The sequence below is a fragment of the Novosphingobium sp. genome (assembly GCF_030696665.1).
Lineage (GTDB): Bacteria > Pseudomonadota > Alphaproteobacteria > Sphingomonadales > Sphingomonadaceae > Novosphingobium.
Genome location: NZ_JAUYRV010000046.1, coordinates 73,540 through 97,070 on the forward strand (window position 1 = coordinate 73,540; position 23,531 = coordinate 97,070).

At 60.7% G+C, this 23,531-nt stretch carries 22 protein-coding genes; 11 read left to right on the plus strand and 11 right to left on the minus strand.

Going from position 1 to position 23,531, the window contains the following annotated elements:
* Positions 1-22: 22 nt before the first annotated feature.
* The 5 genes from metG (at position 23) to mazG (ending at position 4,142) form a co-directional block, all read left to right on the plus strand.
* Positions 23-1,588, plus strand: coding sequence for a methionine--tRNA ligase (gene metG / locus Q8R81_RS13225; RefSeq protein WP_305618553.1), 1,566 nt, complete (start codon positions 23-25; stop codon positions 1,586-1,588).
* Positions 1,588-2,364 carry a TatD family hydrolase gene (locus tag Q8R81_RS13230; protein WP_305619387.1) on the plus strand — a complete coding sequence of 259 codons (777 nt, stop codon included), beginning with the start codon at positions 1,588-1,590 and terminating at the stop codon, positions 2,362-2,364. Before metG ends, Q8R81_RS13230 begins: the two co-directional genes overlap by 1 nt.
* Positions 2,361-3,128: an MBL fold metallo-hydrolase gene (locus Q8R81_RS13235; RefSeq protein ID WP_305618554.1), complete on the plus strand. Its 768-nt coding sequence runs from the start codon at positions 2,361-2,363 to the stop codon at positions 3,126-3,128. Before Q8R81_RS13230 ends, Q8R81_RS13235 begins: the two co-directional genes overlap by 4 nt.
* Positions 3,125-3,295, plus strand: coding sequence for a hypothetical protein (locus tag Q8R81_RS13240; RefSeq protein WP_305618556.1), 171 nt, complete (start codon positions 3,125-3,127; stop codon positions 3,293-3,295). Before Q8R81_RS13235 ends, Q8R81_RS13240 begins: the two co-directional genes overlap by 4 nt.
* Before the next feature lie 70 nt (positions 3,296-3,365).
* On the plus strand, positions 3,366-4,142 hold the full coding sequence (mazG, locus tag Q8R81_RS13245) for a nucleoside triphosphate pyrophosphohydrolase (protein WP_305618558.1): 777 nt from the start codon (positions 3,366-3,368) through the stop codon (positions 4,140-4,142).
* On the opposite strand, the gene hflX is transcribed toward mazG, so the two are convergent.
* The 7 genes from hflX to dusB form a co-directional block, all read right to left on the minus strand.
* Positions 4,123-5,478 carry a GTPase HflX gene (hflX, locus tag Q8R81_RS13250; RefSeq protein ID WP_305619389.1) on the minus strand — a complete coding sequence of 452 codons (1,356 nt, stop codon included), beginning with the start codon at positions 5,476-5,478 and terminating at the stop codon, positions 4,123-4,125. The two genes, mazG and hflX, sit on opposite strands and share 20 nt — an antisense overlap.
* Complete coding sequence (gene hfq / locus Q8R81_RS13255; protein ID WP_305618560.1) at positions 5,475-6,050, minus strand: RNA chaperone Hfq; 576 nt, start codon at positions 6,048-6,050, stop codon at positions 5,475-5,477. Before hfq ends, hflX begins: the two co-directional genes overlap by 4 nt.
* Before the next feature lie 179 nt (positions 6,051-6,229).
* Positions 6,230-7,615, minus strand: a complete 1,386-nt coding sequence (locus Q8R81_RS13260; protein WP_305618562.1) for a sigma-54 dependent transcriptional regulator — start codon at positions 7,613-7,615, stop codon at positions 6,230-6,232.
* Positions 7,616-7,627: 12 nt separating this feature from the next.
* Positions 7,628-9,856 carry an ATP-binding protein gene (locus Q8R81_RS13265; RefSeq protein WP_305618564.1) on the minus strand — a complete coding sequence of 743 codons (2,229 nt, stop codon included), beginning with the start codon at positions 9,854-9,856 and terminating at the stop codon, positions 7,628-7,630.
* Positions 9,857-9,958: 102 nt separating this feature from the next.
* Positions 9,959-11,395 carry a sigma-54 dependent transcriptional regulator gene (locus Q8R81_RS13270; protein ID WP_305618566.1) on the minus strand — a complete coding sequence of 479 codons (1,437 nt, stop codon included), beginning with the start codon at positions 11,393-11,395 and terminating at the stop codon, positions 9,959-9,961.
* Complete coding sequence (locus Q8R81_RS13275) at positions 11,392-12,510, minus strand: nitrogen regulation protein NR(II) (RefSeq protein ID WP_305618567.1); 1,119 nt, start codon at positions 12,508-12,510, stop codon at positions 11,392-11,394. The genes Q8R81_RS13270 and Q8R81_RS13275 overlap by 4 nt, the downstream gene beginning before the upstream one ends.
* The gene (gene dusB, locus Q8R81_RS13280; protein ID WP_305618568.1) at positions 12,507-13,556 is read right to left on the minus strand and encodes a tRNA dihydrouridine synthase DusB; all 1,050 of its coding nucleotides are present in this window, start codon (positions 13,554-13,556) and stop codon (positions 12,507-12,509) included. The genes Q8R81_RS13275 and dusB overlap by 4 nt, the downstream gene beginning before the upstream one ends.
* A gap of 101 nt (positions 13,557-13,657) precedes the next feature.
* On the opposite strand from dusB, the gene Q8R81_RS13285 reads away from it, so the two are divergent.
* The 3 genes from Q8R81_RS13285 to Q8R81_RS13295 are packed head-to-tail and all read left to right on the plus strand — an operon-like array spanning position 13,658 to position 15,900.
* Positions 13,658-14,818 carry a bifunctional 2-C-methyl-D-erythritol 4-phosphate cytidylyltransferase/2-C-methyl-D-erythritol 2,4-cyclodiphosphate synthase gene (locus Q8R81_RS13285; RefSeq protein WP_305618570.1) on the plus strand — a complete coding sequence of 387 codons (1,161 nt, stop codon included), beginning with the start codon at positions 13,658-13,660 and terminating at the stop codon, positions 14,816-14,818.
* 22 nt (positions 14,819-14,840) lie between these two features.
* Positions 14,841-15,392, plus strand: a complete 552-nt coding sequence (locus Q8R81_RS13290; protein ID WP_305618572.1) for a hypothetical protein — start codon at positions 14,841-14,843, stop codon at positions 15,390-15,392.
* A gap of 4 nt (positions 15,393-15,396) precedes the next feature.
* On the plus strand, positions 15,397-15,900 hold the full coding sequence (locus tag Q8R81_RS13295; RefSeq protein ID WP_305618574.1) for a CinA family protein: 504 nt from the start codon (positions 15,397-15,399) through the stop codon (positions 15,898-15,900).
* On the opposite strand, the gene Q8R81_RS13300 is transcribed toward Q8R81_RS13295, so the two are convergent.
* Together Q8R81_RS13300 and lipA are read right to left on the minus strand one after the other, a co-directional pair.
* On the minus strand, positions 15,861-16,322 hold the full coding sequence (locus tag Q8R81_RS13300; protein ID WP_305618576.1) for a type II toxin-antitoxin system RatA family toxin: 462 nt from the start codon (positions 16,320-16,322) through the stop codon (positions 15,861-15,863). The genes Q8R81_RS13295 and Q8R81_RS13300 overlap by 40 nt on opposite strands.
* Positions 16,323-16,324: 2 nt before the next feature.
* Positions 16,325-17,269, minus strand: a complete 945-nt coding sequence (gene lipA / locus Q8R81_RS13305; protein ID WP_305618578.1) for a lipoyl synthase — start codon at positions 17,267-17,269, stop codon at positions 16,325-16,327.
* Between the two features lie 65 nt (positions 17,270-17,334).
* On the opposite strand from lipA, the gene Q8R81_RS13310 reads away from it, so the two are divergent.
* Positions 17,335-17,985 (plus strand): carbonic anhydrase, encoded by a 651-nt coding sequence (locus Q8R81_RS13310; protein ID WP_305618580.1) that lies wholly within the window; start codon positions 17,335-17,337, stop codon positions 17,983-17,985.
* Positions 17,986-18,069: 84 nt separating this feature from the next.
* On the opposite strand, the gene Q8R81_RS13315 is transcribed toward Q8R81_RS13310, so the two are convergent.
* Complete coding sequence (locus Q8R81_RS13315; protein WP_305618582.1) at positions 18,070-19,398, minus strand: hypothetical protein; 1,329 nt, start codon at positions 19,396-19,398, stop codon at positions 18,070-18,072.
* 324 nt (positions 19,399-19,722) lie between these two features.
* Between Q8R81_RS13315 and gyrA the strand changes: the two genes are divergently transcribed.
* Both gyrA and Q8R81_RS13325 read left to right on the plus strand, forming a co-directional pair.
* Positions 19,723-22,488, plus strand: coding sequence for a DNA gyrase subunit A (gene gyrA, locus Q8R81_RS13320; RefSeq protein WP_305618584.1), 2,766 nt, complete (start codon positions 19,723-19,725; stop codon positions 22,486-22,488).
* Positions 22,485-22,838 carry a DUF952 domain-containing protein gene (locus Q8R81_RS13325; RefSeq protein ID WP_305618586.1) on the plus strand — a complete coding sequence of 118 codons (354 nt, stop codon included), beginning with the start codon at positions 22,485-22,487 and terminating at the stop codon, positions 22,836-22,838. The genes gyrA and Q8R81_RS13325 overlap by 4 nt, the downstream gene beginning before the upstream one ends.
* On the opposite strand, the gene Q8R81_RS13330 is transcribed toward Q8R81_RS13325, so the two are convergent.
* Positions 22,816-23,481, minus strand: a complete 666-nt coding sequence (locus Q8R81_RS13330) for a lysoplasmalogenase (protein WP_305618588.1) — start codon at positions 23,479-23,481, stop codon at positions 22,816-22,818. The two genes, Q8R81_RS13325 and Q8R81_RS13330, sit on opposite strands and share 23 nt — an antisense overlap.
* Between the last annotated feature and the right edge of the window lie 50 nt (positions 23,482-23,531).

The following is a 23,531-nucleotide window of genomic DNA, read 5'->3' on the forward strand; positions in this document are numbered from 1 at the left end:
TTGCAAGAAAGCGACTGGCCCAATGGGCGAACCCTATTACATCACCACCGCCATTTCCTACCCCAACGGCAAGCCGCACATCGGCCACGCCTATGAGGCAATTGCCGCCGACGTGATTGCGCGGTTCCAGCGGGCGATGGGGCGCGATGTGCGGTTTCAGACCGGGACCGATGAGCATGGGCTGAAGATGGCCCAGAAAGCGCGCGAGCTGGGCGTCACACCGCGCGAGCTGTCAGATGAAATGTCATCGTATTTCATAAAGATGTGCGATGAATTGAATGTGTCATATGACGTGTTCATCCGCACCACCGAGCCGCGCCATCACGAATCCGTGCAGGAACTCTGGCGGCGCATGGAAGCGAACGGCGACTTGTACCTTGACCGTTACGAGGGCTGGTATTCGGTTCGCGACGAGGCATTTTATGACGAAAGCGAACTCGTGGCCGGGGAGGGGGGCGAAAAGCTCTCTCCGCAGGGCACACCGGTGGAATGGACTGTCGAAGGGAGTTGGTTCTTCCGGCTTTCAAAATATGCCGAGCCGCTGCTGAAGCTGTACAACGAGCACCCGGAGTTCGTTCAGCCGGATAGCCGCCGCAACGAGGTTGCCCGTTTCGTTGAAGGAGGCCTTCGCGATCTTTCAGTTTCGCGGACCAGTTTCGACTGGGGCATCAAGGTTCCCGGCAGCGATGGCCACGTGATGTACGTGTGGGTGGATGCACTTACCAACTACCTGACAGGCTTGGGCTTCCCCGATGAAAGTGGTGATTTTGCAAAGTATTGGCCTGCAAACCTCCACTTGATTGGCAAAGATATTGTCCGGTTCCACACGGTCTATTGGCCAGCATTTTTGATGAGTGCAGGCTTGGCCGTGCCAAAGCAGGTGTTCGGCCACGGCTTCCTGCTCAACCGTGGTCAGAAGGAATCAAAATCGCTCGGTAACGTCACCGATCCGATCGATCTGGCCGAAAGGTTCGGTGTCGACCAATTGCGCTATTTCCTGATGCGTGAAGTGGCGTTCGGGCAAGACGGTTCGTACTCGCCCGAAGCCATTGTGATGCGGTGCAACGCCGAACTGGCGAACAGTTACGGCAACCTTGTGCAACGTACACTTTCCATGATTTTCAAAAACATGGATGGAAAACTTGAGAAGTTTGAAACGGCTGAGCCGGACGACGTACTGCTTGCGACCGTGGCCTACGCTTGCCGCGAGGAATTGCCGCGCGAGTTCGAAGCCCTGAACTTCTCGGTGGGCATCGAGGCGTGGATGCGCGCTGTCTTTGCGTGCAACGCCTATGTGGATGAGCAGGCTCCCTGGGCACTGCGCAAAACTGACCCGGAGCGCATGAAAGCCGTGCTGCTGACACTGTTCATGGCCATCCGCGACCTGACCATCGCCATCGCTCCGGTCGTCCCGGGGTCAGCGGCCGGTGTGCTGGATCAACTGGGCGTTCCCCACGACGAACGTGGCTTCGCCGCTTTGACCGATGCTGACTGGTACATGGCGCGCGTGGCGAAAGGTGAGACGCTGGCGCAGCCAGTGCCGGCGTTTCCGCGCCTTGAACTGCCCGAAGAGTCTGCCACGGCATGATGCTGATAGATTCCCACTGCCACCTCAACTACAAGGGACTTGTCGAAAGTCAGCCTCAAGTGCTTGATCGCGCGCGTGAAACTGGTGTTCGAGGGTTCCTCAATATTTCCACTCGCCAGCGTGAATGGGCCGACATCGTCAGCACCGCAGAGCGTGAGAGCGATGTCTGGGCGAGCGTTGGCATTCATCCGCACGAAGCTGATAGCCACGCCGATCTGGGCGAAGCGGTGCTGCTGGAAGCTGCGGCACATCCGCGTGTGATTGGCATTGGTGAAACGGGTCTTGATTACTTCTACGATCATTCAGACCGGCAGGTGCAGCAGGATCTGTTCCGCGTGCATATCCGCGTTGCACGGGAGACAGGGCTGCCGATCATCGTCCACACGCGCGATGCAGAGGACGATACGACCCGGATTATCGCTGAGGAGATGGGGAGGGGCGCTTTCCCGGCACTGATCCACTGCTTCACAGCTTCGGCACCATTCGCTGCGAAAATGCTGGAACTGGGGCTTTCGATCTCGCTTTCGGGGATCGTGACATTCAAGAATGCCAAGGACTTGCAGGCGATTGCTGCGGAGTTGCCTGAAGATCGTCTGCTGGTTGAGACCGACGCGCCGTTTTTGGCGCCAGTGCCGCATCGCGGGAAAACCTGCGAGCCTGCGTTCGTCGCAGATACCTGCGCTTTTGTCGCCGGATTGCGCGGGACGAGCAAGGAGGCGCTCGCCGACACGACGGGAGCAAACTTCTTCAGACTGTTCAGCAAGGCAGTGCTGTGAAGCTGACGATCCTTGGCTCTGGCACCTCAACCGGCGTGCCCCGGATCGGCAATGATTGGGGCGATTGCGACCCGAACGAGCCGCGCAACCGGCGCACGCGCGTGGCAATCATGGTCGAAGGTGAGGATGGCAGCCGGTTGCTCGTGGATACGCCGACAGATCTTCGGCATCAGTTCCTGAGTTGCGGGATCGACCGAGTGGACGGAGTGCTGTGGACGCATGACCATGCCGACCACTGTCACGGCATCGATGACCTGCGCCCTTTGCGCTATGGCCGTGCGGGACCAATACCAGGCTATGCGGCGTCTGAAACCGTGCGACGTCTGCGCCAGCGTTTTGGCTATGTCTTTGCCGGGCAGCACGGCTATCACACGATTGTTGAATTGGACAATCTGGATCGCGTACGGATGATTTGCGGCATCGGTATTGGACATTGCCAAATGCCCCACGGGCCGGCGCAGTCGACCGCATTTCGCTTTGATCAGGACGGAAAAACAATAGGTTACGCGACAGACTTCAGCGAGATTACCGATGAGATGATTGACCTGTTTTACAAGGTCGATGTACTTGTGGTGGATTGCCTACGGCGCAAACCGCATCCCACGCACTCACATCTTGAAATGGCGCTGGAACTCATCGAGGCGACGCGCGCCGGGCGTGGCGTGCTGACGCATCTCGACAAATCTATGGATTATCAGACACTCAGCGCCGAGACGCCGGATCACGTTGAGCCGGCATTTGACGGCATGGAGATCGTTGTATGAGCGGTGACGACATCGTCAGGCTGATCGCGATTGCAATGGCTCTGGTGCTGCTGGCCGCCAATCTGCGCGGAAAACAGATCGGATTGTCTGAAGGGCTGCGCATGGCTGCATTGTGGGCGTTTCTGTTTGTCGCCGTGGCGCTGGTGTTCACGGCTATCGGGTGGTGACGCGGCGCTTCGTTTTCACCTCTAGTTTACATAATACTTATTATCAAGTTTGATTGAATGGACCAATGCGATGGCAGCAACGGCAACTACACCCAATCTTGACCGCCTACTTGGCATTATGGCGCGGCTGCGCGATCCGCGGCGTGGATGCGAATGGGATTGCGCGCAGACATTCACGACGATTGCGCCTTATACGATTGAGGAAGCCTACGAGGTCGATGATGCGATTGCGCGCGGCGATATGGCAGCGTTGAAAGAAGAACTCGGCGACTTGCTGCTACAGGTAGTGTTCCATGCGCGAATGGCTGAGGAGCAAGGCCTCTTCTCATTTGAAGATGTGGCGTCCGCGATTTCGGACAAGATGGAAGCGCGCCATCCGCATGTGTTCGGCGATGAAAGCGATGAAGGCCAATCGCGTGAGGATCGCTGGGAAACCGCGAAGGCCGCAGAACGTGCGTCAAAGGGTGCGCAAAGTGCGATGGATGGCGTTGCGCTGGCATTACCGGGGCTGATGCGCGCCGAGAAGCTGCAAAAGCGTGCAGCCAGACAAGGCTTTGATTGGCCCGATGCACAAGGTGCTGCCGCAAAGGTTTTTGAAGAAATTGAGGAACTTCGTGAGGCTTCTTCAGAAGATGAACGCACTGAGGAAGCCGGTGATCTGCTGTTTGCAGCGGTTAACTTGGTGCGCAAATATGGCGTGCCGCCCGAAGACGCGCTCCGGGCGGCAAACGCCAAATTTGAGCGGCGCTTCCGGGGCATGGAAGCGCGCGCCGAGGGCGAGTTTGCCTCGCTTCCGCTCGATCAGCAGGAAGCCCTGTGGCAGGCGGTCAAGCAGTCAGAGCGGTGAAGCGGCCCAGTTCGCGCTGTGTAAGACGAACTTTTATGCGCATCGCGGGTTCATTTTCGGCCCCATCAATCTGATTTTCTTCAAGAATGTCACCATGCGCATGGAGCCATGCCAGACGTTGCCCGTCTGACAGCGGCACGGTGAGTTCGAGCGTCTGCGCTCCACCGGTCAGCATCTTGCTGAGTTGGTCAAGCAGGAGATCGACGCCCTCACCCGTCAGCGCCGAGATGGGAACCACCGGAACGTCGGTAATCTTGGCCGCGATGAGATCGTGCCGCATCGCCTGCTCCTCGGCGGTGAGCATATCCCACTTGTTCCACGCCTCGATCACGGGGACGAGAGGCTCCCCCTCCCCGTTGACGCCGAGATCAGCAAGTATCTGTTCGACTTCGGTTTTCTGGTCTGCCGTGGCCGGGTTGGCGACGTCGCGGACGTGTACGATCAGATCGGCCGCAGTCACCTCTTCGAGCGTGGCGCGGAACGCTGCGACGAGTTGGGTGGGGAGATCCGAGATGAAGCCCACGGTATCGGACAGGATCGCCTTGTCCACGCCGGGAAGCCGGATTGCACGCATCGTGGGATCGAGCGTGGCGAAGAGCAGGTCTTCGGCCATCACATCGGCGCCGGTCAGGCGATTGAAAAGAGTCGACTTTCCGGCGTTGGTGTACCCGACCAGAGCGATCACCGGCCACGGCGCGCGCTGGCGGCGTTCACGATGGAGGCCGCGCGTGCGGCGCACTTGCTCAAGCTCTTTGCGCAGCCGCGACATGCGGCTACGGATCTGACGGCGGTCCGCCTCGATCTGGGTTTCACCGGGGCCGCCAAGGAAGCCGAAGCCGCCGCGCTGGCGTTCCAAGTGGGTCCAAGAACGGACGAGCCGCCCCGCCTGATAATCCAGATGTGCAAGTTCGACTTGCAGGCGGCCTTCCGCTGTGGCTGCGCGCTCGCCGAAGATTTCCAGGATCAGGCCCGTGCGGTCGATGACCTTGCGCTTGAGCTTGTCTTCGAGGTTGCGCTGCTGGATCGCCGAGAGAGCGCCATCCACGATGACCAGTTCGGCATCTGACTGATTGCAAGCCACAGCCATCCGCTCGACCTGACCTTCACCGAACAGCGTGGCTGGGCGAACGGCGCGGATCGGCAGGATGAAGGCGTCAACCACCTCGATGCCGATGGCGTGGGCAAGGCCCTGCCCTTCCTCAAGCCGGGACTCAGCGTCTGCGCCGAGGCCCCCTCCCCGCTGCTTTATGTCAGGGAGGACGACGACGGCGCGCGCGCCACGGGTGACTTCACCGGCTATGTCGCCGGTATTATTGCCAAATTCAAAAGTACTCAGGAATCCTCACCATCCCAGTCGCCGGTGAGGTCAACGTGACCGGCAGGCTGAATTGTCGAAACGGCATGCTTATAAGCGAGTTGCACGTAGCCCTCACGCTCAAGCAGCATGCAGAAAAGGTCATAAGAAGCGACACGGCCCTGCAGCATCACGCCGTTGACCAGAAACATTGTGACCTGCACGGCAGCATCGCGCACGCTGGACAGGAACACTTCCTGCAGCAGGCGCGCCTTCTTGCCGTTTTCCTCACCCCCGGACTGGAAGTGAGCGACCGAAAGCTGCTGGGCCGGCATAATCGTGGAAATCGCGTGCTTGTAGACAAGCTGCGACTGGCCATCGCGGCGCAACAGGATCGAAAAATTGTCGAACCACGTGACGATGCCCTGCAGCTTTACACCCTTCACGAGGAACATCGTGACCGGAACCTTGTTCTTGCGCAGGTGGTTGAGGAACAGATCCTGAAGGTTCTGCCCTTTGCCGCCGCTGGGGGCAGCCACTGGCACCGGCGTTTCCGCCACGGGTGCAGGTTCAGCCTTCGGTTTCGGGCGCGCGGTAAGCGTTTTGCCGGTCATTTCTCGTGACTCCATTTTATATTGGCTCGGGCCCTTAACGGACCTTAGCGATCTGGCCTTCGTGCATAAGCACCCCAGCCGGGTTCAATGTTGAGTTTAAGCTGCTGCGCCGGTCACGTAAACAGCGGAAATTGCGTTGGGTTCCGAATAAATGCGTATTCACAGTTGCAGTTTCAACGTCAGTCGTCTTCATCATCATCACGCCGCTCGGCCATGCCGAGGAGCTTGAGCTTGCGGTGCAGAGCCGAGCGTTCCATGCCGATGAAGCTGGCGGTCTTGGAAATATTGCCCGAGAACCGGCGGATCTGGACCTTCAGATATTCACGCTCAAAGTTCTCACGCGCCTCGCGCAGGGGGACGCCCATCAGCGTCGAACCACTCGAATCACCGCCTATCGGAGTGGCCACGATCTCGGAAGGCAGCATGTCCGAATCGATGCGGGCGAGACGATCGCGGGGGGCGAGAATTACCGTGCGTTCAACTACGTTGCGAAGCTGACGGACGTTGCCCGGCCAGTCATAGCTTTGCATTGCAGCCATCGCTTCGGGCGAGACAGCTGGCGGGGTTACGCCCTGCTCATTGGCGCAGCGGGCAAAGAAATGGTCGACGAGCGCCGGAATGTCGTCACGCCGTTCGATCAGCGACGGGATCGCAACAGGCACGACGTTGAGTCGGTAGTACAGATCCTCGCGGAAGCGACGTTCGGCGATTTCCTTTTCCAGTGGGCGCGACGAGGACGAGACGACGCGCACATCGACCCGCAATTGCCGGTGCCCGCCGACTCGGACGAAGGACTGTTCGGTAAGGACGCGCAGGATGCGGGCCTGGCTGGACGCCGGCATGTCTGACACTTCATCGAGGAACAGCGTGCCGCCATCGGCCATTTCGAGCAGCCCTGCCCGCACCAGTTTGCCGTCCACTTCCTCGCCGAACAGTTCCTGCTCGAACCGTTCAGGCGTGATGCGCGCAGAATTGACCGTCACGAAAGCGTTCTGCGCACGGGGGCTCCAAGAATGCAGCAACCGCGCGGCGACTTCCTTGCCCGATCCGGCGGGACCAGTGATGAGCAGGCGGCTGCCCGTGTTGGCGACGCGCTTGAGCGTGGCGCGGACCTGATTGATCGCCGAACTGTTGCCGGTGAATTCATCGGACATGGCGAAGCCCTGGCGCAGGCGCTGGTTTTCGCGGCGCAGGCGTTCGGTTTCGGTGGCCCGTTCAACCAGCAGGAGCAGGCGTTCAGCTTCGAATGGCTTTTCGAGAAAGTCCATCGCACCGCGCCCGATGGCCGAGACGGCGGTATCGATATTGCCGTGGCCGGAAAAGATGATCACCGGCAGTTCCGGCTCGCGCCGCTTGATTTCGTCGAGCACTTCGAGGCCGTCCATTGGGCTGCCGTGGAGCCAGACGTCGAGCAGCACGAGGCTGGGACGGCGTTCGTCTATTGCGGCAAGCGCCGATGTACTGTCAGCCGCCAATCGGCAGCCATAGCCTTCGTCGGAGAGAACGCCGGCGACGAGTTCGCGGATGTCGCGTTCGTCGTCCACGATGAGGATGTCGAGTGCCATGTTGGGGTCCTGTCAGTCCTGTTCAGCGTGCGCGGGTGAGGTAGAAAGCGGATCGCGGGCGAAGCGCATGGTGACGCGGGTGCCGCCACCGGGTTCTGGCGTGAAGGCCATTTCGCCGCCGTGTTCTTCGACGATCTTGTGGACGATGGCGAGACCGAGGCCGGTCCCCTTCTCGCGCGTGGTCATGTAAGGTTCGAGGATGCGGTCACGCTCAGCAGGAAGGCCGATGCCGTTATCGGTGACGCTGACCGTGACAGTCTGGTCATCACCAGCCAGCGTGACGGCGATCCGCCCCCTAAAATCAATATCTGCAGACTTTGATTTCATTTCAATCGCTTCGACTGCATTTTTGACAACATTTGTCATAACCTGGCCGAACTGGTGGCGATCGCATTGGACCGGCATCGAAGGCTCGTTGCAGGCAAAGCTGAAATCGATGTTGGCGTGGGCAACTTCCTGCAAGAACAACGACTGACGCACCAGGTCGCTTGCGTCTTCGGCGCGGAACACCGGCTTTGGCAGGCGGGCGAACGAAGAGAATTCGTCGACCATTTTGCGCAAATCACCAACTTGACGGATGATCGTGTTCGTCAGTTCTTCAAACAGTTCCGGATCGTTCTCGATCTGACGCCCATATCGCCGCTTCAGGCGTTCAGTCGCAAGCTGGATTGGCGTTAGCGGGTTCTTGATTTCGTGCGCGATGCGGCGGGCAACGTCGGACCAAGCGGCGCGGCGCTGGTCAAGCAACTGTCGGGTGATATCTTCAAAGGTGATAACGTGACCGTTGCTGTCCTGCGCCACGCGCACGGCAAGCGTGCGCAGATCACCGTCGAGCGGGTGCTGGATCACGTTGTTGGGCTGGCCGGAGGCAACGAGTTGGGCAAAGACCGGCGAGAGTTCCACCAAGGGGCGGCCAATCGGGCTTGGTGCATCAGTGGGCAGAATTACGCGCTGAGCCGACGAATTGATCAATTGCACGGCCCCATCGCGCCCAATGGAGATGATTCCGGCGGTGATGGATTCGAGCACGGCCTCGATAAAGGCACGGCGCACTTCAAGCTGGGCGTTGGCGGAAACAAGCGCCTGCGTCTGCCCTTCAAGCTGCTGGGTCATGCGGTTGAACGCGCGGGCGAGCAAGCCGACCTCATCGGTACCGCTGCTTTGCGCGACACGCATGGCAAAGTTGCCACTGCCGATGGTGCGCGCTGCGGATACGAGTTCGGCCAGTGGCGCCACCTGCCTGTCGGCAAAACGCAGTGCGGCCCATACCGCGACGGCAACCAGCGCAAGGCTGACCGCGAACAACAACACATTAAAGCGCAGCTGCAGCGCCCTCGCCCGCGTGGTCAGCATGTCGTAGGACTTGAGCACGGTTTGCGCGCGCTCCCACTGTTCAAGCGCAAGTGCGTTCGACGTGCGGGCGGCATAGAGATAGATGCCGCGCTGCTTGTCTACCGGCGTGATGGCTTCGATGCGTTCGGCAGAAGCGTTGACGACGACCATTTCCCCTGAATCGAGGCGCTTCAGATCCTGATTGGTGACACGTTGCTGGCGTTCAGACTTTTCGGGGTCGACGATGGCCGCAGTGCGAAGCGAGCCGTCGGGCATACGCTCCAGAATCGCGGACTCGTTCATCTTGCGGCCGAGCACCTGATACGAATAGCCCTCGGCGAATTCGGTCGACGTGATCGGGGCTTGATTCAAATAATCGCGGATGTCGCCCGCCATTGCGATGGTTTCGTTGCCCACATCGCGCAGCTTGTCTTCATAATACCCGCGCGCAAGCTGGTTCGCGTTTTCGAGCATGCCGCGCGAATTGTCGGAGAACCAGAACTCTACACCGGACTGGAACAGCAGCGAGGCAAAGACCACCACCAGCAGCGTGGGAATGGCCGCAATCAACGAGAACAGCCAGACGAGCCGCACATGAAGCCTCCCGCTTGATCCCAGCAGGCTTTTGGTGGCGCGGCGAATGGCGAGACGGCGCCCCCCCAGCACGAGCAGTGCCATAGCCGGAACCAGCGTGCCGATCAGCAGGCTCGACGTGAGGCGCGAAGGCAAAATCTGGCCGTCGGAGCTTGCGCCGGTCAGCGTAAGCCAACTGACCGACAGCATCAGGGCAAGAATGGTGGTGGCCGCAACTTCAAGCAGAAAGAAGACGTTTGCCCTGCGCAAGCTTAGGAGCGCGCGGCGATACCAGCGCGGCATTCGGCGGATCGAAACTTTGCCGGCCTGTTGCATAGTTGCAAGGTAACAACACCCCTGTTGCATAAATGCAAGCAGAAACCGACCAACGCCAGACTACGCGGGATAAACGACTGATCGGCACAAGAGCGTGGATGTTCAATCCCTGCGCGATACATCTTCCGGCGATATCGCAAGGTCGACAAGACGCTTGCGCAACGTGTTGCGATTGATGCCCAGTATCTGCGCGGCGCGAAGCTGATTGCCGCCGGTCTGCGCCAGGACATTCAGAAATAGCGGCCGCTCAAAGGCTGCCAGCGCAGCATCATAAACCGTCCCCGCCGCAGGGGCATTGCCAGCAACCCAATGATCGACCGCCGCAGCCAGATCGGACGGATCGGTGGGCAGACCGGATCCGGTGCTTTGGACTGCGGCATTTTCGGCCTGCGCCAGCAAAGGCTCAATCGTGGCAACGTCAACAAGTTCGTCCCGCGCCAGCAAGGCGAGGCGATAAATGAAGTTGCGCAATTCGCGCACGTTGCCGCGCCAAGGCTGGCGTGAAAGCAAATCGACACCGGCCTGCGTCATTTGGCGGCGCGGCAGGCCTTCAGCCGCAGCACGGGTCAGGAAGTGACGGGACAGCGCCGCAATATCATCGGCGCGCTCCCGCAAAGGCGGTAACTCGATAGGGACGACCGCGAGGCGATAGTAGAGGTCTTCACGGAACGTGCCGGCAGCGATCATCGGCAGGAGATCGCGATTGGTGGCCGCGACGATTCGGCAATCGAGGGTTATCTCGTCTCGCCCGCCGACCCGGCGGATGCGGCCTGATTGCAGCGCGCGCAGCAGGCGGGTTTGCGCCTGCATTGGCATGTCACCAATTTCGTCGAGGAACAGCGTCCCGCTGCTGGCTTGTTCGAATTTGCCGATGGACCTGGCGACTGCGCCGGTAAACGCACCCTTTTCGTGACCGAACAGTTCACTTTCGATCAGTTCTGCGGGGATGGCCGCAGTGTTTACGGCTATAAACGGGCCTGAGCGGCGATTGCCAAGCTGGTGGATTGCTTCGGCGACCAGTTCCTTGCCCGTGCCGGATTCGCCCAAGATCAGCACCGTCAGATCATTGCGCAGGACGCGCGTGATCATGCGGTAGACCGCCTGCATCGCCGCGCTGCGACCGACCAGCGGTAAGCCTTGCGGGACGTCCTCCGGCAGATCGGGTTCCGCTGCCTCGGCCATCCCGATGGCTTGGGTTACCGTGCGGACCAGTTCTTCAAGGTCGAAAGGCTTGGGGAAATATTCGAAGGCCCCGGTGTCACTGGCGCGGACAGCGGTATCGAGTGTGTTTTGTGCCGAAAGAATGATGATCGGCAACGAAGGATGCGCTTCGCGCACGGGACCGAGCGTTTCGATGCCATCGCCGTCGAGCAGCATCACGTCAGTCAGCAGAAGGCGGTAGTCAGCCCCTGCGAGAAAGCGATCCCTGCCAGCGATGGAATCGCAACGGTCGACATTAAACCCTTCGGCTTCGAGTGCCGCGGTGATGACTAGGGCGATGGATGCGTCATCTTCGACGAGCAGGACGCGCTTGGTCATAGCTGCACCGATCCAGCGACTGGGAGGTGGATGCGGAAATGAGTCAGGCCCTGCGCCTCGTCCCGATCATGAGTGATGCGGCCATTCATTTCGCGCACCAGCTTCTGCACCAGCGCCAGACCGAGGCCCTGCCCGTTCTTTTTGCCGGTCACGAACGGCTCAAAAATGTGATCGCGCAGTTTGGGGTCGATCCCCGGGCCGTTGTCGGAAACGCGCAATTCAATAGGCAGCCGCAACGGCTTTCCTCCCGGCCCTGCGTGAAGCTGGATGCCGCTGGCAAAGCGCGTGCGGACCGAAATCTTCGGCGCCCCCTCATGCTGGCAAGCCTCTCGCGCATTGCTCATCAGGTTGAGCAGGACTTGCACCAGCGAATCCGGATTGGCCATGATCGGGGGAAGCGAAGGATCGAACGCCTCTTCGATAAGCGCCGCTCCGGGATGCGCTGCAGTGATTACTGCCTGCGCACGGCGCACGGCTTCATGAAGGTTGCACTGCTGGGCAGGTTCGGCACTTCGGCGCGAAAGCGACTGCATCTGATCGATCAGCTTGGCAATGCGATCCACTTCAGCCGTGATCAGACCGGTCATCGCGCGATCACGTTCCGAAAGCTTGCGATCAAGCAACTGTGCCGCGCCGCGTATGCCGGCGAGAGGGTTCTTGATTTCATGTGCGAGTACATCGGGCGCACGCAGGGCGATTCCCTCCCCGCCCCCGGCCCCGCTGCCATCACCGCTCAACGCCTCAACCCCGACGCCTTCGTGCAGCATCAACAATTGCCAGCCCGGACAATGCGTTACCGGGCTGGTCATCACGTCAAACCGGCGCGGTGGCTGGCCCATGATGCGCACCCGCACGCCGCGCGCGAACAGTTGCGCCTCACCATCGGCAAGGCGGCCCAAGATAAGGGGCTCTTCAAAATCGAACAGTTCGGAGACCGATTTGCCGACGAGGCGGCGGTAGCTTTGCCCCATCAACTGCTCAGCAGCCGGGTTGACCGTGGCGACGATCAGATCCGGGTCGAGCTGCAAAAGGGCGAGCGGAAGGCTGGCGACAACGCGCTTGGGTTCAGGCTTTTGCCCGGGTTCGGAACGGCGCCAGTCGGGAAGCGCGATCATGCGGCGGCGCGCTGGCCAGCTGTTTCGGCAGCAATGAGTTGGTGCTCTATCGCGCGACCATAGAAGTCGGCGAGGCTGGCGAGGACCGCTTCAGGATCGTCGATGAAGTTGACCTTGTTGCGGAAATCGGCCGAGCCGTGGAGGCCCTTGGTGTACCAGCCCATGTGTTTGCGCGCCATGTTGACGCCGGTGATCGTGCCGTAATGCTCCTGCATTGCGTGATAGTGTTCGACGATCAGGGCGTATTGTTCGGGCAGGGTCGGATCGGCCAGAGGCTCCCCGGTACTCAGCCAGTGCATGATCTGGCCCAGCAGCCAAGGACGGCCATAGGAGCCGCGACCGATCATCACGCCGTCAGCGCCGCTTTGCGCGATGGCGGTGGCCACGTCCTCGATACCGCAAATGTCGCCATTGACGATCACGGGGATGGATACCGCATCCTTCACACTGCGCACGAAGGCCCAGTCGGCAGTGCCCTTGTACAGCTGGTTGCGTGTCCGACCGTGGACGGTGATCATCTTGGCACCCAGATCTTCGGCAATGCGCGCCAATTCCGGGGCGTTGAGGCTGTCGTGGCACCAGCCCATGCGCATCTTGACGGTGACGGGAACATTCACCGCCTTGACCGTCGCCTCGATCAGGCGGGTGGCAAGCGGGATGTCGCGCATAAGGGCTGAACCGGCGTCGCCATTGACGACCTTGCGGACCGGGCAACCCATGTTGATGTCGATGATCGCCGCACCCTTGTCCTCCGAGAGCTTGGCGGCTTCGGCCATCTGATCAGGCTCGCACCCGACAAGTTGCATCGACACGGGCTCTTCGATCGGATGCCACGCAGCCTTCTGGATCGACTGGCGGGTTTCGCGGATCGCGGCTGGGCTGGCGATCATCTCGGTCACGTTCAGGCCGGAACCGAAGCGGCGCACGATGGTGCGGAACGGCAGGTCCGAAACGCCCGTCATAGGGGCGAGCACGACCGGGCAATCGACGGTGACAGGGCCGACCTGAATGGGCTTCAACTGTGGCGGGACGGGGACTTCGGACATGGATGATCAACTGCCTAAAAAACAGGCAGCGCTTAGTCGATTACAGGTGAAACGGCAAGGCTGTTGCTCCGGCATGCCAAGCGCTGGTAGAGGCGCGGCGGATGGACGCTTCTCTTCCTCTCGGGCCAACGCGGATCGCGGCGGTTGTGGTCGCTGCGGGCAAAGGGCTGCGCACGGGTGGTGCGGTGCCCAAGCAATTCGTGGTGTGGCGCGGAAAGCCACTGCTGCGTCACTCGGTTGAAGCATTACTGCAGGCTGGGGTCGCCCCCGTGATCGTGGCGATACCTGATGGCTGGGAAGATATTGCCGCCGAGGCGTTGGCTGGTCTTTCGCAAGTGCGATTCGTGGTGGGCGGGGCGACGCGGCAGGAATCGGTTAGGGCGGCACTTGAGGCGATTGAAGCTGATGCTCCTGTCAAAGTGCTGATCCACGATGCTGCGCGTCCCGTGCTGCCTCGTGCGGTCATTACTGGCCTTCTAGGTGCATTGGATGGCGCTTTAGGTGCTGTTCCGGTTTTGCCCGTGGTAGACAGCATGGTTCGCGGGGCTGAAGGCGCTATTCTTCATCCCGTGGCACGCGAAGAGTTGTACCGGGTGCAGACACCGCAGGCGTTTGATTACCCCACAATCCTTGTCGCACACCGGGCGTGGAGCGGCACACCGGACGCGGGAGATGACGCGCAAGTGGCGATGGCGGCGGGTCATGATGTGGTGCTGGTTGATGGCGATGAAGCGTTGCGCAAGGTGACGTTTGCGGCTGATCTTGAGGAGCAGGCAATGGGCGGTCAGGTCCGCACCGGAATGGGTTTCGATGTCCATCGACTGGTCGAGGGTGAGGAACTGTGGCTGTGCGGCGTGCGTATCCCGCACGGCAAAGGGCTTTCGGGCCATTCCGACGCTGATGTGGCGATCCACGCACTGGTGGATGCACTCCTTGGCGCAATTGCGGCGGGCGACATTGGCGATCACTTTCCGCCGTCTGACCCGCAGTGGAAGGGCGCCTCTTCTGACCGGTTCCTTGCCCACGCAGCGTCCTTGGTGGGCGCGGCAGGGTTTGAGATTGCCAACGTGGATGTCACGGTGATCTGCGAGGCTCCGAAGATCGGGCCGCACAAAGCAGCGATGCGTGCAGCGCTTGCCCAGATTCTCGGGATTGACTTGGACGCAGTCTCGGTCAAGGCGACTACTACGGAACGCTTGGGTTTGACCGGGCGCGGCGAAGGCATTGCGGCACAGGCGGTGGCAACAGTACATGCCCGTTGATCCTTGCAGGAGCTTGAATCACATGAAAATTTCACGATTTGCTTTGGCAGCCTCAGCAGGCCTTGCGCTGTTCCAGTCGCAACTGGCGCAAGCCGCGACGGCACCTGCCTCCTGCCTGTCCGAGGCCGAGGTGACGGCGCTGGTTGGCTATGCCCTGCCCGCCGTGATCGGCGGCACGATGAAGAGCTGCAAGCCGCACCTTGCGACCAATGGTTACTTCGCCACGCGCGGAACCGAATTCCTCGGCCGCTACGCCGCGCGCAAGGACGCCACCTGGCCGATGGCCAAGGCTGCGTTTCTAAAACTCGGGTCGACCAAGGACAGCAAGATGGTCGATACCATCGCCAACATGCCGGACGAGGCGGTCCAACCCTTCGTAGAGGGCATTGTCAGCGAAATGGTGGGCAGCGAGATCAAATCTGGCCAGTGCACCGCCATCGAGCGGGGCGTCCGCCTGCTTTCGCCCCTTCCGCCCGAAAACACGGCTGAACTGGTGACGTTCGTGCTGGTGCTGTCAGACAAGCCAAAGTCGGGCAAAGCTTCATCCTTCCCAATTTGCAAGACGGCGGCCTGAGCGGATGGACAGCCTCCTTCCACCTGAAATCGGCAATCTTGCTCGGCGGGTAGTCGCAGAGAATGCAGCCCTGAACCGCACGATCGCGGTTGCCGAAAGCTGCACTGGCGGTCTGGTTGCGGCGGCACTAACTGAAGTGCCGGGCAGTTCGGCTGTGCTCGACCGGGGGTTCGTGACCTATTCAAACGAAGCCAAGATGGAAGTGCTGGGCGTTTCGGAAGACCTTATCGATACGTTCGGTGCGGTTTCCATCGCGGTGGCGTGGTCGATGGCGCAAGGCGCGCTGAAAAAGTCGTCGGCAGATGTGGCCGTGGCTATTACCGGCGTGGCCGGGCCGGACGGCGGTTCAGACCAGAAGCCGGTAGGCACGGTGGTATTCGCCTGTGCCAAGCGCGGCGAAGACCCTGAAGCGACCAATGCCGAACTCAAGATGTTCGACACGGCATCAACGCGCGCCGAAGTCCGCTTTCAGGCGACGTTGACGGCGCTGGAACTGCTGCTGCCGTAAAGCTGCTCTGCGCGCTTTTCGAATGCGGCGACCATTTTTCGGAATGCCGCATCAAGGTACTGTCCTGCAATTTTTTCGAAGATTGCATTGCGGAACGTGAAATCCACGCTGAAGCCGATGGTGCAGCCGCCGTCGGGGTTCGGTGTGAACGTCCAGTCATTTTCGAGCCGCTTCAGCGGGCCGTCAATGTACTCAACCCTGATCTGGCTTGGGCGGGTTTTGAGAACGCGTGAGGTGAACTTCTCCCGCAGAGCACTGAAGCCCACGAGCAGGTCGGCAATCATCTCGCCTTCGCTGTCAGACTTGATCCGTGTGCCCACCACCCACGGCAAAAACTCGGCATAGCGCCGCACATCGGCGACCAGATCATACATCTGTTCAGCCGACCATTTCAGGTCACGGTTTTCGACGATCCTGGGCAAGATCAGCTCTGCGCTGCTGCCTTTTGGGCAACCTTGGCCAGTTGCGCTTCGCGAGTGGCGCGCATGGCACGGAAATCATCGCCCGCGTGGTAGCTCGAACGGGTAAGCGGCGTCGCGGCAACCTGCAGGAAGCCCTTGGCACGGGCAATTGCGCCGTATGCCTCGAACGCCTTGGGCGTCACGAACTCAATCACCTTGGCGTGCTTGGGCGTGGGTTGCAGATACTGGCCCATCGTCAGAAAATCGATCTGGGCAGAGCGCATGTCGTCCATCACCTGATGGACTTCGAGGCGCTCCTCACCAAGGCCGAGCATGACGCCTGATTTGGTGAAGATGCGCGGGTTATGGCGCTTTACCTGTTCCAACAGCCGCAGCGACGCATAGTAGCGTGCGCCGGGACGGATTGTGGGGTAGAGGCGCGGAACGGTTTCAAGGTTGTGGTTATAGACGTCCGGCCCGGCATCGACGATGGCTTCGACCGCAGATTCCATCTTGTTGCGGAAATCGGGCGTCAGGATTTCGATTGTGGTGTTCGGCGTAAGTTCGCGCAGGGCTTTGATGACCTTGACGAAATGGCCTGCGCCGCCATCGGGGAGATCATCACGGTCGACCGAGGTGATCACAATGTGTTCAAGCCCCATCTTGGATGCGGCGGTGGCCACGTTGATCGGCTCCAGCGGATCGACCGCCCGGGGCATGCCGGTCTTCACATTGCAGAACGCACACGCGCGCGTGCATACATCGCCGAGAATCATCACGGTGGCGTGCTTTTTGGTCCAGCATTCGCCGATGTTGGGGCACGCCGCTTCTTCACAAACGGTATTCAGGCCCAGTTCGCGCATCAGTGCCCGCGTTTCGCCGTAGCCTTTGCTGGTGGGCGCTTTTACGCGAATCCAATCAGGCTTGCGCTGACGTTCTGGGCGAAGATTCTGGGCCGGGTCGTTCATTGCGTTCAGATAGGCGGTAACGGCGGCTCTTGAAAGACCCTATCGTTACGCCCATTAGCTTGGACATGGCCCAAACAACTCCTGAACTCACCCACTTGCTGGCGGGATACCGCCGCTTCCGTGAAACTGGCTGGAACCGCAGGCTGGAGCGCTGGCGCGAATTGCGCGAAGGGCAAGAGCCTCAGGTCATGGTGATTGCCTGTTCCGACAGCCGGGTTGATCCCGCACAGATATTCGACGTTGATCCGGGCGAGATCTTTGTGGTTCGCAATGTGGCCGCGATGGTGCCACCGTTCGAGACGACGCCCGGCCACCACGGCGTTTCTGCCGCACTCGAATTTGCCGTTCAGGTGCTGAAGGTGAAAGAAGTCATGGTCATGGGCCACGGCATGTGCGGCGGCTGCAAGGCGGCGTTGACGCACAGCATGAAAGGCACTGCACCGGGCGATGGTGGTTTTGTCACCGACTGGATTTCATTGCTTGATGATGTGCGTGAGGAAGTCGTGGCCAAACACGGCATCGAGGGGCGCGTGGCAGAGCAGGCAATGGAATTGGCAGGCGTACGACAGAGCATAGCCAATTTGCGCACTTTTCCTTTCGTAAAGCGCAAGGAAGCCGAAGGCGAACTACGCCTGAGAGGAACCTTTTTCGCTATTACCGATGGCATCTTGCACGTGCTCGATGACCAAAGCGGAGAGTTCGCGCCTGTAGTGTGACGACGTTCTATCCCTATCGAACGATGCAAAAAGGGCGGCCCCAGCGGGACCGCCCTTCTTGTTCTTCAGAGCGGTCTTAGCCGATCAGGGGCGTGCCTGCGTTGTGGCGAAAGTCGACCACAGGCGGGCAAGGTTGGTGCGCGCACCGGTAACTTGCGCGAAGCTGGCCTTGGCCTCTTCGAACTTGTCCTGATCAAGCTGGGCAATGCCAAGGCGGGTCAGCGCGCGGTCCTTGTCAATCGCGCCCTTTTCAATCGCCATCTTGTACATTTCCTCGGCCTTGGCCGGTTCGTCATACGAGAGATAGGCGTCTGCCATCGCCAGCGCGCTCTTGCCGTCCTTGCCAGCGCGGGCATCGCGATCCAGCGCAGGAAGCGAGGCCTTGTCGGGCGCGATGCGGCTCTTCGACTGCGAAAGGGCATCGGCTACAAACGCATCGTTCGCCTTGAGCACGCCAGACTTTACGGCCATCTCGGTGACCTTCAGTACTTCGCCGGGAAGACGGCGCGGATCGGCTGCCTCGATGTATTCGACGTATTCACGCTCGACATACTTCGGGTCATTCTGGAACGCGCCCGAGCGCAGCAGCAGGCGACCAAGGTCGAGCGATTCCTGGTTGGTGAATGTACCGAACTCACGGACGAGCTGGCCTGCGCCGAGCCAGTTGAGGGGGGTCGGATCATTCTCGACCATCATGGTCGACCATTCGATCGCTTGCGGGCCAAGGCGGTTCTTGTAAGCAATCAGGTTGGCGCGCTTGAACCAACCTTCAGGCGCGACACCTCCAGCGGCCTTGCGGACGTCAAGAGCGGTTTTCAGAGCAGTAAGCGCTTCGGCGTTCTGGCCCTGCTGCGAATAGGAATCGGCCAGCAGTTCAGCGGCGGTGTCATCCTTGTAGTTGGATGCGACAACCGCCGTCAGTGCCTTGACTGCGGTGGGGTAGTCCTTGTTAGAATAGGCGAAGTTGCCGAGGTAGAACTGATAGTCGGGAACGCTGGCGGCAGGCACCTGTCCGCTATCAAGCATGTTCTGCATGCCGCGCTGGCGCATGGGGAGATCGTTGAGCACGCCGCCAACGGTCACGGCCCAACCGCCTACTGCCATGCGATCAAGCGGGCTTTTCGCGGCAGCTTCAGCGGCTGCGAGTTCGGCAGGCGCATTGGCAAGCACAGCGGCCTGCGCGGCAGCATCGGCACCCTTCTTCTTTGCTTCATCAAGCGCAGTCATGGTCTTTTGCATGGGGCCTGCGGCCGCCACGAATTCCTTCGAGTAGGCAGCCTTTTCGACCTTCGGTTCTTTTTCCTTGGCGGACGCGGCGGTGGCACCGACCGTCAGCGCGCCGGTGGTCAGGGCAAGGGCCAGTGCCGTCTTGCCGATCATGCCGCCAGTCACACGCTTGAAAGTAGCACGCATAGAAATCGTCTCCTGTTCGACCGGATGCGTTCGACGGGGCAACCTCGCCCCGACCTTGCGCACCCACGGTCCTCTCACCTGTGGTCGTAACCGCTAGTGGCGCGGAAATAGCCCTTTGGCAACGGTTTGTGCCCTATCCTTGTTGCCGTGAACGGTGATTGAATGGCACCTCGTCCGAATATTCAGGCAACTTGTCGCACGCGCTCGCAAATGTGGAAAACCGGGCGGGATTGGAGCCTATCGCGGCTGCATTGCTGGCTATCGCGGGGCAATGGGGCTAGGGACTTTGTCCGCCCTTTGTCATTATAACGAAAAGCTGTTCCAGTGAGCGACGACACCACGATCATCGACCCCCCTGCCCCCGCCCCGGAAGGCGAGTTCCAGCGGATCGACATCGTCGACGAGATGAAGACCAGCTACCTCGATTACGCGATGAGCGTGATCGTGAGCCGTGCACTGCCTGATGTGCGTGACGGTTTGAAGCCAGTCCATCGTCGCATCCTGTGGACCAGCCACGAAAACGGGTTCGTTTCGACCAAGGCCTATCGCAAATCGGCGCGTATCGTCGGCGATTGCATGGGCAAGTATCACCCGCATGGCGACAGCGCGATCTATGACGCGCTGGCGCGCATGACGCAGGACTGGTCGATGCGGCTGCCGCTCCTGGATGGGCAGGGCAACTTCGGGTCGATGGACCCCGATCCGCCGGCGTCGATGCGCTATACCGAAGCGCGTCTGGCCAAAGTTGCGGATTCGCTGCTGGCCGACATTGAAAAAGACACGGTCGATTTCACGCCGAACTATGACGGGTCGGAGCATGAACCGCAGGTTCTGCCCGCCCGCTTCCCCAACCTGCTGGTCAACGGCGCAGGCGGCATTGCCGTCGGCATGGCGACAAACATTCCGCCGCACAATCTGGGCGAAGTGATCGACGGCTGTCTGGCCTACATGGACAACCCGCTCATCACGATTGACGAGCTGATCCAGATTATCCCAGCGCCCGATTTCCCCACTGCGCCGCTGATCCTCGGCACGGCGGGCGCACGCAAGGCCTATCATGAAGGTCGCGGCTCGATCATCATGCGCGCGCGGCACACGATCGAAGAGAGCCGGGGTGACCGCCGCTCGATCGTGCTGACAAGCATCCCCTATCAGGTCGGCAAATCGGGTCTGGTCGAAAAGATTGCCGAAGCGGCCAAGGACAAGCGGATCGAGGGCATCTCGGACATCCGCGATGAATCGAACCGTGAAGGCGTGCGCGTGGTCATCGACCTCAAGCGCGATGCCACGCCCGAGGTGGTGCTCAATCAGCTGTGGCGCAACACGCCGGCGCAATCGAGCTTTCCGGCAAACATGCTGGCGATCCGTGGCGGCCGGCCCGAGGTGCTCAACCTCAAGGACATCATCGAGGCGTTTGTACGCTTCCGCGAAGAAGTCATCACGCGGCGTACCAAGTTTGAACTGAACAAGGCGCGTGACCGGGCGCATATCCTGCTTGGTCTGGTCATTGCGGTGACCAACCTTGATGAGGTGGTGCGGATCATCCGTGGGTCTTCGAACCCGGCGATCGCACGCGAGGCACTGATTACGCGCGAATGGCCGATGGGCGACATTGCGCCGTACATCAAGCTGGTCGAAGCGATCGAAGACATCGGTTCGGCGGACTCCGCAACCTATCGCCTGTCCGAAACACAGGTCCGCGCGATCCTTGATCTGCGCCTGCATCGCCTGACGGCGCTGGGCCGCGATGAAATTGGCGATGAGTTGGAAGGTCTTGCCCGGACGATTTCCGAGCTGCTTTCGATCCTCGCTGATCGTGTAAAGCTGTTCGCCGTGATGCGGGACGAACTGCTTGCCGTGCGGCAGGCTTTTGCAACACCGCGCAAGTCCGAGATTACCGCGCCTGCCGATGGCATTGAAGACGAAGATCTGATCGAGCGCGAGGACATGGTCGTCACGATCACGCTCGACGGCTATATCAAACGCACGCCGCTCTCCACTTTCCGCGCACAGAACCGCGGCGGCAAGGGTCGCAGCGGCATGGCGACGAAGGATGAGGATGCCGTAGGGACGATGTTCGTCACCAGCACCCATACGCCGGTGCTGTTCTTCTCGACCGCGGGTAAGGTCTATCGCCTGAAAGTTTGGCGCCTGCCGGAAGGTGGGCCGACCACGCGCGGACGCCCAGTGGTCAACTTGCTCCCGGCGCTCGACAAGGACGAAACCATCGCCACCGTGCTGCCGCTGCCTGAGGACGAGGCGGAATGGGGCAAGCTATCGGTTGTCTTCGCCACTGCCAAGGGCAACGTGCGCCGCAACTCTATGGACGCCTTCGCCAACATCCCGTCGAACGGCAAGTTCGCTATGAAGTTCGATGCGGATGATGAAGGCACGCCGAGCGATGATCGACTGATCGGTGTGGCGCTGCTGGAAGCGAGCGACGATGTGCTGCTGGCAACCCGCGCAGGCAAGGCGATCCGCTTTGCCGGTGACGAAGTGCGCGAGTTCACGAGCCGCACCTCCACCGGTGTGCGCGGCATGACGCTGAAGGGCGATGACGAGGTGATCTCGCTGTCGATCCTGCACCGCGTTGGTGCCAATCCGGAAGAGCGCGAGGAGTATCTCCGCTATGCCCCGTGGAAGGGCGAGAAGGAAGGCGAGATGGCCGACCAGGCGCGCTACGCCTTCATGGCCGAGCGCGAGCAGTTCATCCTCACGGTCTGCGCGAACGGTTATGGCAAGCTGTCGTCGGCATACGAATATCGCCGCACGGGCCGTGGCGGTCAGGGCATCACCAATATCGACAACATCGGGCGCAATGGTCCGGTGGTGGCTAGCTTCCCCGCCACGCAGGGCGACCAGCTCATGCTGGTGACCGATCAGGCAAAGCTGATTCGCCTGCCGCTTACCACGCTGCGCGTGATCGGGCGCGGCAGTGCCGGTGTCCGCCTGTTTAACGTTTCGGGCGGCGAGCATGTGGTAAGCGCGGTTCGTCTGGCTGAGGGCGTCGCTGGCGAAGAAGTCGTTGAGGAAATGGCTGGCGATGCACCCGTTGCCGACGTCTCTGACGCCGGGGATTCGGCTGAATGAGCGGCCGTCCGTTGCTCGCCTACAAAGTGCTGACCGCCCCTGAAATGGCAGCGCTTGAAGCAGATGGGATGTTCAATGGCGCGCCGGTCGACTTGGCAGATGGCTACATCCACCTTTCGACCGAAGCGCAGTTGACCGAGACGGTGGACAAGCACTTTGCCGGGCAGACCGACTTGCACGTCGTCGCGGTTGACCTCGCGGTGTTGGGCGATACCGTTAAGTGGGAGCCTTCGCGCGGCGGGCAGCTGTTTCCCCATATCTACGCGGACCTGCCGCTGAACGCGGCGGTAGCTTACGGCCCGCTGGAGCGAGACGAGGACGGACGGGTCAAGCTCCCGGTTGCGGGCTGAATTCCCCCTTCGCCCGCAACGTGGCGATCACGCCGGTGCAGATCAGGAACTGGCCGAAGTAGTAGAGCGGCCAGATCAACAGGCCGGGAACGGCGCTGCCGGCCAGTGGTCCCATGCGGGCGAAGATCAGCAAGTCCGACGCAGCGAACATCATCGCCCCAAGGCCAACCCGATAGCGCGGAAAACTGCTCAACCATGCAGCAGCGGCCATGCCTGAGAGGCTAAGCGCGTAAAGCGCAACATCGATCCTGCCGGTCAGTTGGTACGAAATCAGCGGAACGCCAAGCAGCGTTGCAATGGCGGCGGCTTTCTGGCTGCTCGCAGGCCGTTCGCGGCGGAATTTCGCATAGAGTGAGATCGCGGCGAGATGGCCGAGCAGAAATGCCATTGCGCCGCTGGTGAAGTTTACCTCCAACACCATATCGCCCACCGCACCCAGCGCCATGACGAGTGCGATCAGGTGCGCGTTGCGGGATGGATGGTGCGCCCAAGCGTATGCGGCAAGAAACGCGACGCCAGCGCCCTTCCACGCGATCAGCCAGATGCCGGGAACATGCCCTTTTGCGGCCAGCCAATAGCTGACGCCCGCAACAAGGCTGGCAACAAGCCAAGGCCGCTTTTCAATAAGTGCGCGTTTCGGCAATGCTTGCCCTTCCCTGCCAACTGGCCTTCCCTGCTAATCGGACGGTATTG